Annotated in this window: 15 protein-coding genes; 6 read left to right on the forward strand and 9 right to left on the reverse strand. The window is 73.5% G+C overall.

From position 1 onward, the window contains the following. Window positions 1–13: 13 nt before the first annotated feature. The 4 genes from EF879_RS12455 to EF879_RS27625 all read right to left on the reverse strand — a co-directional run bounded on the left by EF879_RS12455 (window position 14) and on the right by EF879_RS27625 (window position 3519). Complete coding sequence (locus tag EF879_RS12455; protein WP_123557963.1) at window positions 14–769, reverse strand: class F sortase; 756 nt, start codon at window positions 767–769, stop codon at window positions 14–16. Then, window positions 753–1463, reverse strand: coding sequence for a hypothetical protein (locus tag EF879_RS12460; RefSeq protein WP_148086418.1), 711 nt, complete (start codon window positions 1461–1463; stop codon window positions 753–755). The genes EF879_RS12455 and EF879_RS12460 overlap by 17 nt, the downstream gene beginning before the upstream one ends. 294 nt (window positions 1464–1757) lie before the next feature. Beyond that, window positions 1758–2471, reverse strand: coding sequence for a class F sortase (locus EF879_RS12465; RefSeq protein ID WP_123557966.1), 714 nt, complete (start codon window positions 2469–2471; stop codon window positions 1758–1760). Continuing rightward, window positions 2455–3519, reverse strand: a complete 1065-nt coding sequence (locus EF879_RS27625) for a hypothetical protein (RefSeq protein WP_199736342.1) — start codon at window positions 3517–3519, stop codon at window positions 2455–2457. Before EF879_RS27625 ends, EF879_RS12465 begins: the two co-directional genes overlap by 17 nt. A 630-nt stretch (window positions 3520–4149) precedes the next feature. On the opposite strand from EF879_RS27625, the gene EF879_RS12475 reads away from it, so the two are divergent. Beyond that, entirely contained in the window at window positions 4150–5931 is a 1782-nt protein-coding gene (locus EF879_RS12475) for a glycoside hydrolase family 6 protein (RefSeq protein WP_123557968.1), read from the forward strand. A gap of 147 nt (window positions 5932–6078) precedes the next feature. On the opposite strand, the gene EF879_RS12480 is transcribed toward EF879_RS12475, so the two are convergent. From EF879_RS12480 to EF879_RS12490, 3 genes are all read right to left on the reverse strand, one after another. Beyond that, complete coding sequence (locus EF879_RS12480; RefSeq protein ID WP_123557970.1) at window positions 6079–6447, reverse strand: hypothetical protein; 369 nt, start codon at window positions 6445–6447, stop codon at window positions 6079–6081. Between the two features lie 294 nt (window positions 6448–6741). Beyond that, window positions 6742–7113: a hypothetical protein gene (locus EF879_RS12485; protein WP_123557972.1), complete on the reverse strand. Its 372-nt coding sequence runs from the start codon at window positions 7111–7113 to the stop codon at window positions 6742–6744. An 11-nt stretch (window positions 7114–7124) separates the two neighbouring features. Then, window positions 7125–7412 carry a hypothetical protein gene (locus EF879_RS12490; protein WP_123557974.1) on the reverse strand — a complete coding sequence of 96 codons (288 nt, stop codon included), beginning with the start codon at window positions 7410–7412 and terminating at the stop codon, window positions 7125–7127. Between the two features lie 350 nt (window positions 7413–7762). Here EF879_RS12490 and EF879_RS12495 point away from each other — a divergent pair, with 350 nt between their 5' ends. The 5 genes from EF879_RS12495 (at window position 7763) to EF879_RS12515 (ending at window position 13381) form a co-directional block, all read left to right on the forward strand. Further along, window positions 7763–9082, forward strand: a complete 1320-nt coding sequence (locus EF879_RS12495) for an MFS transporter (protein WP_123557976.1) — start codon at window positions 7763–7765, stop codon at window positions 9080–9082. A 184-nt stretch (window positions 9083–9266) separates the two neighbouring features. Continuing rightward, window positions 9267–12020 carry a nitrate- and nitrite sensing domain-containing protein gene (locus EF879_RS12500; RefSeq protein WP_123557978.1) on the forward strand — a complete coding sequence of 918 codons (2754 nt, stop codon included), beginning with the start codon at window positions 9267–9269 and terminating at the stop codon, window positions 12018–12020. Further along, complete coding sequence (locus EF879_RS12505) at window positions 12021–12443, forward strand: roadblock/LC7 domain-containing protein (protein ID WP_123557981.1); 423 nt, start codon at window positions 12021–12023, stop codon at window positions 12441–12443. Continuing rightward, on the forward strand, window positions 12433–12816 hold the full coding sequence (locus EF879_RS12510; protein ID WP_123557983.1) for a DUF742 domain-containing protein: 384 nt from the start codon (window positions 12433–12435) through the stop codon (window positions 12814–12816). Before EF879_RS12505 ends, EF879_RS12510 begins: the two co-directional genes overlap by 11 nt. Next, the gene (locus EF879_RS12515) at window positions 12797–13381 is read left to right on the forward strand and encodes an ATP/GTP-binding protein (RefSeq protein ID WP_123557985.1); all 585 of its coding nucleotides are present in this window, start codon (window positions 12797–12799) and stop codon (window positions 13379–13381) included. Before EF879_RS12510 ends, EF879_RS12515 begins: the two co-directional genes overlap by 20 nt. Before the next feature lie 113 nt (window positions 13382–13494). Here the strand turns inward: EF879_RS12515 and EF879_RS12520 are convergent, their stop codons facing one another. Next, the gene (locus EF879_RS12520) at window positions 13495–14151 is read right to left on the reverse strand and encodes an LUD domain-containing protein (protein ID WP_123557987.1); all 657 of its coding nucleotides are present in this window, start codon (window positions 14149–14151) and stop codon (window positions 13495–13497) included. Next, complete coding sequence (locus EF879_RS12525; protein WP_233604434.1) at window positions 14138–15592, reverse strand: lactate utilization protein B; 1455 nt, start codon at window positions 15590–15592, stop codon at window positions 14138–14140. Before EF879_RS12525 ends, EF879_RS12520 begins: the two co-directional genes overlap by 14 nt. Window positions 15593–15743 lie beyond the last annotated feature (151 nt).

Here is a 15743-nt window from a genome sequence, read left to right on the forward strand (position 1 = left end):
CGGATCCCGTCGGTCACGGGATCCGGGCCGCGGACACCACGATGTTGTTGGGATAGCTGCGCTTCTTCCGGTCGAAGACGCCCCCGCAGGTGATCACCTGCAACCGAGGGGTGTCGGCGTTTCCGTAGACCTGTTCCGCCGGGAACTTTGACTTCGGGTACGACCTGACGGAGTCGACCCGGAACCGCACCACCGTGCCGTCGGCCCGGCTCACCTCGATCCGGTCCCCGCGTTTGAGCGCGCCGAGCCGGAAGAATACGGCGGGTCCGATCGCCGCCGAGTCGACGTGCCCGACCACGACGGCGTTGCCGACCTCTCCGGGGCTGACGCCGGCCTTGTACCAGCCGGCCAGCCGCGCCTGTTTGAACGAGGGCACCTGCACCGTGCCGTCCGGGTTCACCCCGACAGAGATGATCTTGGCGTCGACCTTGATCTTCGGGATCGTGATCCTGACCGGCTCGGACCGGGACAGCGGCGGGAGCGCGGGCTGGCTCGGCCGACCGGTGCCGCGGGCGGTGGGTTGCGGTCCGGGTGCCGCCGTGGCGGAGTCCGGCGTTGGCTCCGGGTCGGGTTCCGCGGCGTCCGCCGTGCCCTCGGCGACGACGTCGTCCGGCTGGGGCGGCTGCGCCGGTGCCGGGTTGAGCCCGGCGGTGAGCAGCGCCGTCCCGCCGATGGCGAGGAGCGTCACCAGGACGACGCCGGCGGCACGCCACGGTCGCCCGTGCCGGCCGCCGGCGCTCCCGGCGTGCGCGTCAGGCGACCGAACCATCGGTCCGACGCCGCCGCATCAGCAGGAAGCCACCGACCGCGGCCGCTCCCAGCATGCCGGCACCGGCCACGGCCTGGCTGCCGTTGCGGGTGACACCGCCGTCACCGGCGGGGACATGGCCGTACGGGAGCACCACGAGATTGCCGAAGCCGCAGCTGCCGGTGAGCGTGTACGTCCCGGGACGGGTGTGCCGCGGCACCTTCGTCGAGACCCAGTACTCGACGCCGGTGAGGTAGTTTCCGACACCGCCCTCGCCACCGGGCTGGGCCGGCTGGGCGCCGTCGCTCGGCAGCGGTGGCTGGTCGCCGTCCCCTGGTAACGGCGGCTGGCCGGGCGTGGCGGGCTGACCCGGTGTGGTGGGCTGACCCGGTGTGGTGGGCTGACCCGGTGTGGTGGGCTGACCTGGCGTCGGCTGGCCGTCGGCCGGCGGGGTCGGTTGCTCCTTGACGGGCTTGAGGTGGAGCGTGCCCGTGACCTTGGACGAGACCCAGGGATCCTCGACCGGGAAGACACACCTCAGGATGATCTTGACGCTGCTTCCCGCCCGCACACCCTTCGGCTCCGTGTAGACGAGGCCCAGGTTGCCCGGCTCGGGTGTGGGCGCTGCCACGGCGGTTCCGGGTGCGCAGATCAGCAGGGACGCGGCGCCGAGGGCAGCGCCCGCAATCACCTTTTCCAGCAACTTCCTACTCATGACTGGTAGTCACTCCTTCCCCGTTGGGTTCGCCCGACAGCAGTCGAGCCAGGAATGACGCTAGCTAGGTTTGTGAGGCTATGTCGCGATAACGGGCGTTTCCGCCGGTAGTTGGGATTGAGGTGGTAGAAGGGCTCGTTGCGCTGCTCGTGCCGGTACGCCGGCCCGTTCCCTGCCTGACACCCGCTGGGCGCTGTGCCCGGTTCCGGCCCGCTCGCGGTGGGGCTGGCGGAACGCCGATGGGGGCAGCACGTGCTGCCCCCATCGGCGTTCGTCGCGGCACCGCCGGCTCGGTCAGCCGGTGAGCGTGGCGAAGGCGACGATGTTGTCCGGATAGGAGCCCGTCTGTTCGTCGAAGTCCCCTCCGCAGGTCACCAGGCGCAGCCCGGGCACCGGGGACGGACCGTAGACGAGGTCGGTGGGGAAGTCCTCCTTCGGGTACGACCTCACGCTGTCCACGAGGAAGACGGCGGTCCGACCGTCCTGCCGGGTCACCTCGATCCGGTCCCCCGCCCGCAGGGAACCGAGGCGGTAGAAGACCGCCGGGCCCAGTTCCTTCGAGTCGACGTGGCCCACGATCACCGAGTTGCCGGTCTCGCCCGGGGAGGGACCCGGCTCGTACCACCCGGCGAGCTGTGCCTTGTCCAGCGGGGGCACCTCCACCATGCCGTCCGGGTCCACCCCCACCGGGATGACCGCCGCCGCCACCCCGATCGCCGGGATCGTCACCCGGACCGGTGCGGACCGGCCGTACGCCTCCGCGCCGGTCGCCGGCCCGGAGCCCGACGGCGGAGGGGTTGGGAGGTCGGAGCCGGTCGGCGCGGTCGTCGCCGACCCGGCGACCTGCTCCCGTGGCGTTGCGAGGTCGGGAGCGTTGAGCGCGGCGCCGATCATGCCGGCACCGACCAGGGCGAGCAGGGCGACGAGACCGACGCCCGCGGTGCGCCACCATGTCCTGCGGCGGCGGCCGGCGCTGTTCGCCGCCGCGGCGTCAGCCGAGCGGCTCATCGGTCCGACGCCGACGCATCAGTACCAGGCCGCCGAGCGCGGCCACTCCGAGTGCGGCCAGCCCGCCGGCCGCGAGGGTGTCCGCGGTGCCGGATGCCCGGCTGGCGGTGCCGGAGGCGGGGCTGGCCCCGGGTCCGCCGTCGCCGCCGTCCACCCAGCCCTTCGGGGCGACGACCAGCTCGCCCTCGCCGCAGGAGCCCGTCAGCGGGTACGTGCCCGGCTCGGCGTTCCACGGGATGGTGACGGTGGTCGCGTACTCGAACCCGGAGTCCGGGTACCCGGCGGAGGGCTCGTGTCGATCACCGCTCCCGCGGTCCGTCCACCCGGCGTGCTCCTCGGACCTCTCGCCATGCTTCCCGGCGTCGTGGTCCTCCCGACCCCGGTGATCCCCGGCGCCGTGGTCCTCCCAGCCGGTCCGGCCACCGCCGTCCGCGGGTACGCCGCCGCCGGTTCCGCTCGGGTTCTCCGGCTCCACCGGGGCCGGAATCCCCACGGGCGGGGCCGGCACCCGCTCGACATCGCCGGGCTCCCGGTCCGCCTGTCCCGCCGGGTCCGGCGTGTTCTCCTCCTCCAACCGACCGTCCTTCGGGGGCTCCGGCTGCGTCGTGCGTTCCAGGAACTCCTGGTGGTCGCGGTCCCGCCGGGTCTCTCCGCTGTCCTCGGCGTCCCGGGGCTCGGCGTGGTCCGCCCGGCTCTCCGGGCCGCCGTCGGCCCTCGTGCCGTGCTCCCGGTCCGTGTCGCCATCCGGCCTCGCCGCGCGGTCCTCGCCGGGCCGGTGTTCCGTCGGGGTCAGGTCGACCTTTCCGGTGACCCTCGACCACACCCACGCGTGCTTCTGCGCCTGCGGGCAGCGCTCGACGAGTCTGACCTCGTGGCCCGGTTTCGCCAGGTGCGGGTCCGTGTAGACCCGGCCCGGACCCTTTCCGTGGTGGCGGCCCTCGGGGCGGGGAGCGGCGTCGGCGAGGGCGGCCGAGGGGACGCAGAAGAGCAGCGACGCGCCGCCGAGGGCCGCCCCAGCGATCGCCTTGCCGAGGAACTTCGTGGACATGACGTTCGTCATCCTTCCCTCTTCGCTTCGGCCCGCCGGGAGACGAGCCACGTCCCGAGGTTAACGACTTTGTGAGCTTTCATCGGATTTTCCGGTCATCCCGCCAAATATGCAGTTCCGGCGGTGACACGTGCTATCTGGGGTGCTCCGACGTCTGCGCGTACTCTCGGCCGCCTGGGGCGGACCGTGGCGTTCCCCGGCCGCCGCCGTTCGCGCCACCTGTCGTACTCCGACCGGAGCTCGGCGCCATTCACCCGTCGGGGTCGCGCGCGCCTCGCGGCGATCGGGTCCCCTACCCGCGGTCGAAGGGCGGTATGGCCGGGTCGGCCGGGGTGACGGATCGGTATCTGTCAGTGTCTGGGTGTTGTGATGGAAGCGCTCCCATGCAAGAATTCATCCACTTGTGCTGGGGGAGCCACACCGCGCGACGGACGCCGAGGGCAGCCGGTTCTCCGGACGGCGTCACCACGGCCGCCTCGCCGGCGGCCGGCACCACCACCATCACGCCCGTCCGGGTCGGGCGAAACCACAGTCCCCCGTGGCGACTGCGGACGTACCCACCGACACGCGTCCGTCCGGTCGCCGCGCCGGTTCCTCGTCGGACCGGCTGGCCCTAGGAGATCAGTGGCAATGAAGTTACGGAACAGTCTGTCCGTCCAACAGAAGGCCGTGGCGGTGGCCGGTGCGAGTGCCCTGGTGGCCGCCGGTCTGGTCGCCATTCCGGCGTCCGGGGCCCTCGCCGCCCCCGGCTGTAGCGTGACCTACAGCACCAACCAGTGGCAGGGCGGGTTCACCGCCAACATCACCATCCGCAACGTCGGTGACCCGATCAGCAACTGGACCCTCCAGTTCACCTTCCCGGACAGCAACCAGCGGGTCAGCCAGGGCTGGTCGGCCAACTGGACCCAGTCCGGTAGCCAGGTGACCGCGACGAACATGCCGTGGAACGGCAGCCTCGCCACCGGCGCCTCGACCAGCATCGGCTTCAACGGCACGTGGAGCGGCAGCAACCCGGCGCCGACCTCGTTCACCGTCAACGGAGTCGCCTGCAACGGGTCCACCCCGCCGACGACGCCACCGACGACCCCGCCCACAACGCCGCCGACGACGCCGCCGACGACGCCGCCGACGACCCCGCCGACGACGCCGCCGACCGGATCACCCGGCGAGCGGGTGGACAACCCGTACGCCGGTGCCCAGGGCTACGTCAACCCGGAGTGGAAGGCCAAGGCGGAGAGCGTTCCCGGCGGTAACCGGGTCTCCAACACCCCGACCGCCGTCTGGATCGACCGGATCGCCGCGATCGAGGGGACCCCGGACAGTACCTCGAACGGCCCGATGGGCGTTCGGGACCACCTGGACGAGGCGCTGGCGCAGGGTGCGGACTACATCCAGTTCGTCATCTACAACCTGCCCGGCCGGGACTGCTCGGCGCTGGCCTCGAACGGTGAACTCAAGCCGGACGAGCTGCCGCGGTACAAGTCCGAGTACATCGACCCGATCGCGGCCATCCAGGCGGACCCGAAGTACGCCAGCCTGCGGATCATCAACATCATCGAGATCGACTCGCTGCCGAACCTGGTCACCAACACCGGCAGCCGGCCGACCGCGACCCCGGAGTGCGACACCATGAAGGCGAACGGTGGCTACGTTCGCGGTGTCGGCTACGCCCTGGCCAAGCTCGGCGCGATCCCGAACGTCTACAACTACCTCGACGCCGGCCACCACGGCTGGATCGGCTGGGACGACAACTTCCGGCCTTCCGCGCAGCTCTTCGCCGAGGCCGCCCGCGCCGAGGGCAGCACCCTGGCGAACGTGCACGGGTTCATCGCCAACACCGCCAACTACTCGGCCACCTTGGAGCCCTACCTCGACGTGACCGAGCAGAACCGGCAGTCGAAGTGGATCGACTGGAACCGGTACGTGGACGAGCAGCGGTTCGCCCAGGCGCTCCGCACCGAGCTGATCGCGCAGGGCTTCTCCAGCAGCATCGGCATGCTGATCGACACGTCCCGTAACGGTTGGGGCGGCTCGGCCCGGCCCACCGGCCCGGTTACCTCCGGCACGATCGACCAGCAGGTCGACGGCTCCCGCATCGACCGCCGGATCCACCCTGGCAACTGGTGCAACCAGAGCGGCGCCGGTCTCGGCGAGCGGCCGCGGGCCAACCCGGCTCCCGGCATCGACGCCTATGTCTGGATCAAGCCCCCGGGCGAGTCGGACGGCTCCAGCGAGGAAATCCCCAACAACGAGGGCAAGGGCTTCGACCGGATGTGCGACCCGACGTACACCGGCAACCCGCGTAACAACAACAACATGACCGGTGCGCTGCCCAACGCCCCGATCTCGGGCGCCTGGTTCCCCGCGCAGTTCCAGGAGCTGATGCAGAACGCCTACCCGCCGCTGAGCTGATGCAGAACGGCTACCCGTCGCTGTGATCGACGGCGACGACTGAGGCGCGGTACGCACGCACCAACCGGGCGGTCCCCGGCCCCGGCCCCGACACGGGTCGGAGCCGGGGACCGCCGCCGTCGAGTCCGGGTACGCCGCGCGTACCGGTCAGGGAACCGTCTTCTCCACCGCTGCCGGCCCCTCCCGGTCCAGGTCCTGGCGGGCCCGCTCCACATTGCCGGGCGTCGGGTCGCGGCCCTGGGCAACCGCGAGGTCCTCCGGGTCCCACGGCTGTTCGGCACCGGTTCTGGCCCGCTCCGGCGCGCCGCCGGCGCCCCCGCCGTGCGGGTCGCCGAGCAGGTCGTCGGTCGGGGGAAAGTCGGCCGGGACCTCCTCGACGTCGACGAAGTCCGGGTTTTCCGCCCCCGGGCCGCCGTCGGTGGCGAACTGGGGCACCGCCGTCTCGTCGTCGATCGCGGCGGCGACCTCCGGGGTCTCCTCCAGCGGACGGTACGGCCTCGGATCGCGGTCGGTCATGCTGCTGCCCTCCTGTCCGGTGCCCGGCCCGGCTGGCCCGGACGCCCGGACGGGATCACCCGTGACCCGTCCCGCGTTCCGTTGCCAGCTACGTCTCCGGAATCGACTACCCCGTGCCGGCGGTCTCATACCGGCCCGGGCTGTGCGCCCGCGGCTGGTTCCCGCGGGCGTCAGCGAGCCGGCCGACGCGCGGTACGGGCACGGACCACCGGCCGAGCGGCCGGTCCGAACGCGCGACGGCCGCACCGGAGGGTCGTCGGCCACACGCACCTGCCCGACCACCGGTCGGGGAGGTCAGTCCCCGTCGTCGATGCCGTCGGTGCGGTCCTCGGCCACGCCGTCGCCGGGCCGGGCGGTCTCGTCCGCGCGCGGGTCGCGGCGGTCCCCGGCGAGCGCGGACGCCGCGACGGCGCCGCCGACGGTGGGCGCGCCGAAGGTGGTGGGTAGCGGCGCTGGTTCGCGGAACTCCGGCCGGTCCGCCCCGTCGACCCGGTGTGATCCGCCGTCCGCGTCCGGCGACCCCTGCCGATCCGACCCGTCCTGCACCGCGCGGTCCGCCGGTCGGCCCGGGGTCCGGTCTGCCACGTCCCGGTCGTACGAGCCCCGCTCGTCCAGCGCGTCCCCGGGGTGACCGTCGTCCTGAATGTGCTGGTGCTGCTGGTGCATGGGTCCGCTCCTCACCGACTCGTCACGTCCGGGTCCTCGATCTCCTCCCAGGCGGTCGCGTACCGCCGTCGCGCCTCGGCGGAGGGCCGGGTCAGGGTGAGCACCTCGTGCCGGCGTTCGTGTTCCCGCAGGTCGCGCTCGGCCGCGGCACGGCTGCGCTGCTCCTCGACCAGTCGCGCGTACTCCGGGCCGAACCGGGTCCGCTGGGCCTGGCGCCGGGAGGCGACCCAGATGACCGGTACCGCCGCCACGACGACCAGGACGACGAGGACGATGAGGACGGCTTCTGTGGGCGACATGGCTCCTCCTTCGTCACCCGGTATTCCCGCTCGCCCCCGAATCGCAATCCCGATCCGCCGTTCTTTCGCCGTGGATGCCGGGACACCTTCCGCCCGTGGTTGGCGGGACAGGGCGACACCGGACGGCGTGGCCGTCACCCCGTCAGTGGCCATGCAGGGGGCCGGTGATCTTGGCGGGACGCGCTCCGTGGCTGCGGCCCCACCCGCCGGTCGGGACCGCCTAGACTCGCCGACATGACGCGCCGACGACATTAGGTCTCGACCAGAGGCCCGCGCGGCGACCGAGGCCGCGCCCCGCCAGGACGACGCTCCGCGACCACCACGTCCGGAACGTCCCCCGGGAGGGCCTCATGCTCCACTCCACCGCATCCGCGCCCGACGTCCAGGCGCGGCGCCTGGCGGCCACCTACTACCTCTACGCCTTTCTGGACGAGTTCGTCCTGCTCTACCCGGTGTACGCGTTGCTCCTCACCGACACCGGTCTCTCCATCCCGCAGGTCTCGTCGCTCTTCCTCGCCTGGTCCCTGACCGGTGTGCTGCTGGAGGTCCCCTCCGGCGTACTCGCCGACGCGGTCTCCCGCCGTCTCCTGCTCGGGGTGGCGCCGCTGCTCGGCGCCGTCGGCTATGGACTCTGGGTGCTGGCCCCGTCGTACGGAGTCTTCGCGCTCGGGTTCGTGCTCTGGGGCGCCCGCGGCGCCCTCCAGTCCGGTGCCGCCGAGGCACTGGTGTACGAGGAACTCGACCGGCTCGGCCTGGCCGGGCGGTACGGCCGGCTCATCGGCCGGGCCGAGAGCATCGGCCTGGCCGCCGCCCTGCTCGCCACCGCCGCGGCGGCTCCGGTCTTCGCCGCCGGCGGCTACCCGGCGGTGGGGGCGGCGAGTGTGCTCGCCAGCCTCTGCTGTGCGGTCGCCGGGTTCGCGCTCCCCGAACACCGGCGCCCGGCGTCCGGTGCCGACAAACCGGCCCGGGCCGAGTCGGATCCCGCACACCCACGTCCGACGCCCGGAGCGGGAGAACCCGACCCGGCGGAGCCGGACCCCGAACCGGCCACCTGGTGGGCGATCCTGCGAACCGGGCTCGCCGAGGCCCGCAGAGATCGGGTGGTCCGCCAGGCCCTGCTGCTCCTACCGGTGATGCTCGGGATCTGGGGCGGGCTGGAGGAGTACACGTCGCTGCTGGCCGGGGAGGTCGTGCCGGCGGCGGGCGTGCCGCTGCTGGTGCTCCTCGTCTCGGCCGGGGTCATGCTCGGTGGCCTGCTCACCCCGTACGGCCAGCGCCTGTCGGCCCGGTGGCTCGCCGCCACCGTCGCCCTGTCCGCCGCCCTGCTGGCCCTCGGTGCGCTGCGTGCCCGGCCGGAGGGCTTCGTCCTGATCGCCGCCGCGTTCTGCGGTCTGCAGATGGCGAGCATCGTCGTCTCCGTACGGCTCCAGCAGCGCATCACCGGGCCGAGCCGGGCCACCGTCACCTCCCTGGCGGGGCTCGGCACCGAACTGGTCACCATCTCCCTCTACGGCGGGTACGCCCTCGCCTCGACGGTCGCCACGCACAAGGTGATCTTCGCTCTGTGCGCCGTGCCGTACCTGGCGACGGCGGTCGCGCTGGCCCTGCGTGCCCCGGCGGTGGCGGCGCCCCCGGCCCCCGTCCCCGCCCGGGCCAAAGGTGCACGGTGACCGGGTCGGCCACGGGCACGGATGGCCGAGCATGGCCAGACGTGCCCACGTCCGGTAGTGCGCGGCGCCATGATTACGTATCCTGCCCAAGGCACGCGCGCCCGCGACCCTCGACTCTGGCCGGAGCCGCGGGCCGCCGGTCCGGGTGCCGGTCCCTGACGCCATCCCATCCGGCGAGGTCTGATTGGAAACCCAGAACTGGCCGATCCGGTCGAAGATTGTCGCGCTGGTCGTCGTGCCGATCGTCGCCCTCATGGCACTCTGGATCTTCGCGACGACGCTCACCGTGGGACCGGCGTCCAGTCTGCTCGCGACCCGCACCCTCCTCGAGGAGATCGGCCGCCCCGGCGAGACGCTCGTCGCGGAGCTGCAGAAGGAGCGGCGGCTCTCGGTGATGTGGCTGGCCGATCCCGCCGTCGCGCCGGCCCTCACCGACCAGCGCGCCCGTACGGACCACGCGCTCGCCGAGCTGCGGCGCCGGGTCTCCGACGAGGATGTGCGCGACGTCACGAGCGAGACCCTCGACGCCCGACTCGACCAACTGCTCGGCGCCGCCGAGGCGCTGCCGTCCGGCCGTGGCTTCATCGACCAGCGCAGCGTCGACGCGATCGGGGCGCTCGGGCTCTACAGCGGCATCATCGACGCGGCGTTCCGGACCTTCTCCGCCCTGCAGGCGCTCCCCGACGAGAACCTGTCCCGCGAGGTCGGCGCGCTCACCGACCTCGGCCGGGCTCGCGAGGTGCTCGCCCAGGCCGACGCCCTGCTCGCCGGGGTCTTCCGCGCCGGACGCTTCGGGCCCGGGGAACACACCCTGCTCGTCCAGATCATCGGCACCCAGCGCTTCCTCTCCGCTGCCGCCGTCGCCGAGCTGCCGGACGCCGAGCGGACGAGGTACCAGCAGCTCACCGAGGCCGAGCCGTTCCGCCAGCTCCGCGCGATGGAGGACGACCTGATCGGGCGGGGGCGCAGCGGCGCCGCCGCGCCGGTCGACTCCCAGTCCTGGCAGCTCAACCACGAACTCGTGCAACAGCAGCTGCGGGAGTTCGAGCTGTCCGGCGCCGAGGACCTGGCCGAACGCAGCCGCCCCGTGGCGGCCATCATCCTGATCCGGTTGGGCCTGGCCGGCCTGCTCGGCTTCGTCGCCGTCCTGGTCTCCGGGATCATCGCGTTGCGGATCGGTCGGTCGCTGGTCAGGCGCCTCACCAGTCTGCGCGCGGCCGCGCTCGCCATGGCGAACGAGCGACTTCCCAACGTGGTCGCCCGGCTACGCCGGGGTGAGGAGGTCGACGTCGCCGCCGAGGCCCCGTCGCTACACTTCGGACAGGACGAGATCGGCCAGCTTGGGCAGGCGTTCAGTGAGGTGCAGCGCACCGCCATCCGGTCGGCGGTGGACGAGGCGGCGTTCCGGAAGAGCCTGCGGGACGTCTTCCTCAACATCGCGCGGCGTAACCAGACCCTGCTGCACCGGCAGCTCGCGCTGCTGGACACGATGGAGCGCCGGGTCACCGAACCGACCGAGTTGGCCGACCTGTTCCGGCTCGACCACATGGCGACGCGGATGCGGCGGCACGCGGAGGACCTGGTGGTTCTCGCCGGGGCGGCGCCGGGGCGGGGCTGGCGCAACCCGGTCGCGATGATCGACGTGATCCGGGGCGCGATCTCCGAGGTCGAGGACTACGCCCGCGTCGACCTGGGCACGGTGCCGCCGGCGGCCCTCGTCGGTCCGGCGGTCGGCGACGTCATCCACCTGCTCGCCGAGCTGATCGAGAACGCGACGTCGTTCTCGCCACCGCACACCCGAGTCCGGGTCACCGGCCAGCTCGCCGCCAAGGGCTACGCGATCGAGATCGAGGACCGGGGCCTCGGGATGGACGCCGAGGCCATCGAGCAGGCCAACCGGCGGCTGGCCGAACCGCCGGACTTCGACCCGGCCGACAGCGCCCGGCTCGGGCTCTACGTGGTCGCCCGGCTCGGCGCACGGCACAACGTCCAGGTACGGCTCCGGCCGTCGCCGCACGGCGGGATCATCGCGGTGGCGCTGGTGCCGAGCGACCTGGTGGTGCCGGAGAGCGCGGTCCCGGCTGCCCGCGACGGGAAGTCGGCGTCCCGGAAGCCGGCCGGCGCGGCCCTGGCGGGGCGGGGTCCGAAGCGGACCGTGCCGACCGTCGGCGCGGGACGGGACGCCGGCGCGGAGCCGGGCGCGAGTGGCGCGGCGGATGCCGGCGCGGAGCCGGACCGTCGGGCGGGGACGCCGGCGGACGACTCCCGTAGCGTGTCGGCGCTCGGGCCGCGCCGCCGGGCGGGCGAGGCGCTCAACGCACTGATCGCGGCGACGACCGGCCGCCGTGCCGGGACGCCGGACCCGGACGGCGGTGCGCCGGAGACCGACCCCGTGCCGGAGCCGGATCGTGGTGCGGCGCGGACCGACGGTGGTGCCCCGGAGACCGACCCCGGCACGCCCGCGCCCCCACCCGCGGCGGGGACCGGTGGCGACGACACCGTCGTGTTGCCGGCCGTCCGGCTCGCGGATTCGGCCGATCCCGAGCGGCCAGCCGACCGGCCGGCGGCACCGGTGCGGGTGTCCGAGGGGCCGATCCGCCCGGTGGTGGCGCCGGCGGGCCCGGACGGGCTGCCCCGCCGGATCCGGCAGACCAATCTCGCGCCACAGCTGCGGACGCCCGGCCCGGGGGCCGGCCCGTCCGCCGCCGGTCGGGCCGGCAGCGGCGCCGGCCAGGGCCGTGGACCCGGCGGGTACGACCCGTCGGACGAGCCGTCGCCCCGCTCACCCGAGCAGGTCCGAGCGGTGATGGCGGCGTTGCAGGCGGGTACGGCGCGTGGCCGCCGGGACTCCGGCGTGGCGCCGCCCTCCATCGGAAACCCCGACGACACGGCCCGGGTCGCCGACCCGGGCACCACCGATTCGGAAAGGGACGGGTGAGTGGTGCAGACGACGAGGCCGGCTTCGGATCTCAGCTGGCTGCTCGATGATCTCGTGGCGCGGGTGCCGTCCGCGCGGCAGGCCGTGGTCCTCTCCGCCGATGGGCTGCTGATGGCCGCGTCCCAGGGGCTGGGTCGGGAGGACGCCGAGCACATGGCGGCGATGGCGTCCGGCTTCCAGAGCCTGGCCAAGGGGGCGAGCCGGCACTTCCAGGCCGGTCCGGTCCGGCAGACGGTGGTCGAGATGGAAGACGCGTTCCTCTTCGTCACCGCCGCCGGCCAGGGAGCCTGTCTGGCGGTGCTGAGCAGCGCCTCGGCCGACATCGGGGTCATCGCCTACGAGATGGCCATGCTGGTCACCCGGGTGGGCCAGAACCTGAGCGCCCCGTCCCGATCCCCCGGGGCGCCGTCCGATGCGGACTGACCCGCCCGGCCCGCACCACGAGTGGCTGGACGACGAGGCCGGGCCCGTCGTCCGGCCGTACGCGGTGACCGGGGGCCGGGTCCAGCCGGCGTCCGGCAAGTTTGACCTGATGGCGTTCGTGGTGGCCGGCCCACCCGACGAAGGCCCGCAGCCACCGCAGCCGGAACACCGGGCCATCATCGCGGCGGCGCAGCGACCGGTGGCGGTGGCCGACCTCGCCGCCGACCTGGACCTGCCCGTCGGCGTGGTACGTGTCCTGCTCGGCGACCTGCTCGCCACCGGGCGGATCTCGATGTACGAGCCGCCCGCCTCGCGCCAGTTCCCAGACGACGACATTCTCAAGGCGGTGGTCAATGGACTCCGGGCGCTCTGACCGGATCCCGGTCGCGCTGAAGATCCTCATCGCGGGCGGCTTCGGGGTCGGCAAGACGACCCTGGTCGGTGCCGTGAGTGAGATCCGGCCCTTGCAGACGGAGGAGGTGCTGACCGACGCGAGTGTGGGCACCGACGACCTCTCCGGGGTGGAGGGCAAGCAGACCACCACGGTCGCGATGGACTTCGGCCGGATCACCATCAACGACGACCTCCAGGTCTACCTGTTCGGCACCCCGGGGCAGGACCGGTTCTGGTTCCTGTGGGACGAGTTGGCGTACGGGGCACTCGGCGCCGTGGTGCTCGCCGACACCCGTCGGCTCGCCGACTGCTTCCCGTCCGTGGACTACTTCGAGCGCCGGGGGATCCCGTTCGTGGTCGGGGTGAACTGCTTCGACGGCGCCCGCCGATACAGCGTCGAGGCGGTGCGCAGCGCCCTCGACCTGGACCCGGACGTGCCGATCCTGCTCTGCGACGCCCGGAGCCGGCAGTCTGGCAAGGAGGTGCTGATCGCCTTGGTCGAGCACGTCGCCCAGCGCCAGGGAGACCCGGTACGGACCCACTGATCCGGCACCACCGGCCGGGACCCGTCACCGCCCGGTGAACCGACCGCCCCGTTCGGGCGAACAGGCTCAGGTGCGGTGGCGGCGGCTCACGGACGGGAGGCCCGGTGCGCCGGTCAGCCGTCGACCAGCAGGACGTCCAACCGGCGCGGCCCGTGCACGCCCTCGACCCGGTTCAGCTCGATGTCGCTGGTCGCCGAGGGCCCGGAGATCAGGGTGATCGGTCGGGTCGGGTCGGCGAGCCGGGCAAGGGCCTCCGGCACCCCGGCGACCACCTGGTCGGCCCGGACCACGCAGAGGTGGTGGTCGGGGACCAGGCTCAGCAGCCGGCGACCCTGCTCGGGGCCGCCGTCCAGGATCAGCGTTCCGGTCTGCGCGACCGCGACCGCGCAGCCGGTGACCACCGCGAGTCCCGGCTCGTCGAGGTCGGCCACGGTCAGCGGCGCCGGATCGCCGTCCCGCCGGATCCGTCCCAGGTACGTCGAGAGCCACGTCTCCGGCACGCCGGCCGGCGCCACGACGGTGGGCACCGGACCCAGCAGGTCGGCGAGCGCTCCGGCGACGTCGCGGGGTGCGCAGCGCCGTACCGTGGCGCGGTAGTCGACGAGGCGGTCGACCAGCAGGTCGAGCAGGTCCGCGTCGGGAGGGGTGGGGACGGCCGGGGCGGTGCGGTAGTCCCGGGGAACCGTCACCGGGGCGGTCGGTCGGGCGGCCCGGATCCGCGCCAGGATCTCCTCCCGGGCGGAGCCGGCGGCCCGGTCAGCCGGCGTCACGGCGTCCTCCCGCCGCCCGGGTGCCCTCCCGGGCAGCCCACCAGTCGCGGAACGTCTGGGCGGCCGGCAGCGGGGCGTCCCGGCTCGCGGTCCAGGCCGACAGCGGCCAGGGCAGCCGGCGTACGCCGCGTCCCCCGGTGAGCCAGCGGAGCGGGGCGGAGCCGCGTCGGGCGGCCCGCAGCGCCGCCGCGTACCGACGCCGGTCCCGCATCACCCAGGACATCGTCCGCATCGCGGCACGCTCCGCCGAGGGTCGCCCGCGGCGGGCGTCCACCCCGCGCTGCCGCAGGTGCACCAGCACCTGGGGGATGTCGATCCGGACCGGACAGGCGTCGAAGCAGGCACCGCAGAGCGTCGAGGCGTACGGCAGGCTCCGGTTGGCTCCGGCCTCCGGACCGGTGAGCTGCGGCGACAGGATCGCGCCGATCGGGCCGGGATAGACCGACCCGTACGCGCGTCCGCCCACCCGCTCGTAGACGGGGCAGACGTTCAGGCAGGCCGAGCAGCGGATGCAGCGCAGCGCCTGGCGACCGACCGGATCGGCGAGGGTGGTGGTACGTCCGTTGTCGACGAGCACGATGTGCAGCGTCGTCGGCCCGTCCCCGGGGGTGACCCCGGTCCACATCGAGGTGTACGGGTTCATCCGCTCGCCGGTCGAGGAGCGGGGCAGCAGCTGCAGGAAGACCTCCAGGTCGCGGAAGGTCGGCAGCAGCTTCTCCACCCCGACCACCGAGATCAGGGTCTCCGGCAGGGTGAGGCACATCCGACCGTTGCCCTCGGATTCGACGACGACGAGGGTGCCGGTCTCGGCGATCGCGAAGTTGGCTCCCGAGACCGCCACCTTCGCGCTGAGGAACTTGGCCCGTAGGTGCCGGCGGGCCGCCTCGGCGAGCGCGGCCGGCTCGTCGGTCAGCGTGCCGAGGTCGACTCCGGGCATCCGGCGGGCGAAGATCTCCCGGATCTGCCGCCGGTTGTAGTGGATCGCCGGCACCAGGATGTGCGACGGGGTGTCGTCGGCGAGCTGCACGATCAGTTCGGCGAGGTCGGTCTCCACGGCCGCGATCCCCGCCTCGGCCAGCGCCTCGTTGAGCCCGATCTCCTGGGTGGCCATCGACTTGACCTTGACGACCTCGGTGCTGCCGGTACCGCGTACCAGATCGGTGACCAGGGCGCAGGCCTCGGCGGCGTCCCGGGCCCAGTGCACGGTGGCGCCGGCGGCGGTGGCGGCCGCCTCGAACTGTTCGAGCAGTTCCGGCAGGCGGGCGAGGACGTCGTTCTTGATCGCCGCACCGGCGGCGCGGAGCTGGGGCCAGTCCGGTACCTCCCCGACCACCCGTAGGCGCTTGTCCCGGATGGTGTGGGTGGCGCGCCGGAGGTTGGCCCGCAGTTGTGCATCGCCGAGTTCGCGCCGGGCCGCCACCGGGAACGGCAGTGGCGCCACGATGTTCCCGGTGCCGCCGCGGTGGCCGCCGCCGGGTCCGGTGGCGACGGCGGCCTCCGCCACCCCGCCCCGGCGGGCGGCCGGTTCGCCGCCGGTCACCGGTCCACCTCCGCCGCGGATCCGCCCCGGGGACCCTGAGGCCGGAGGGTCG

This window comes from Micromonospora sp. HM5-17 (assembly GCF_003762835.1).
Classification (GTDB): Bacteria; Actinomycetota; Actinomycetes; order Mycobacteriales; family Micromonosporaceae; genus Plantactinospora.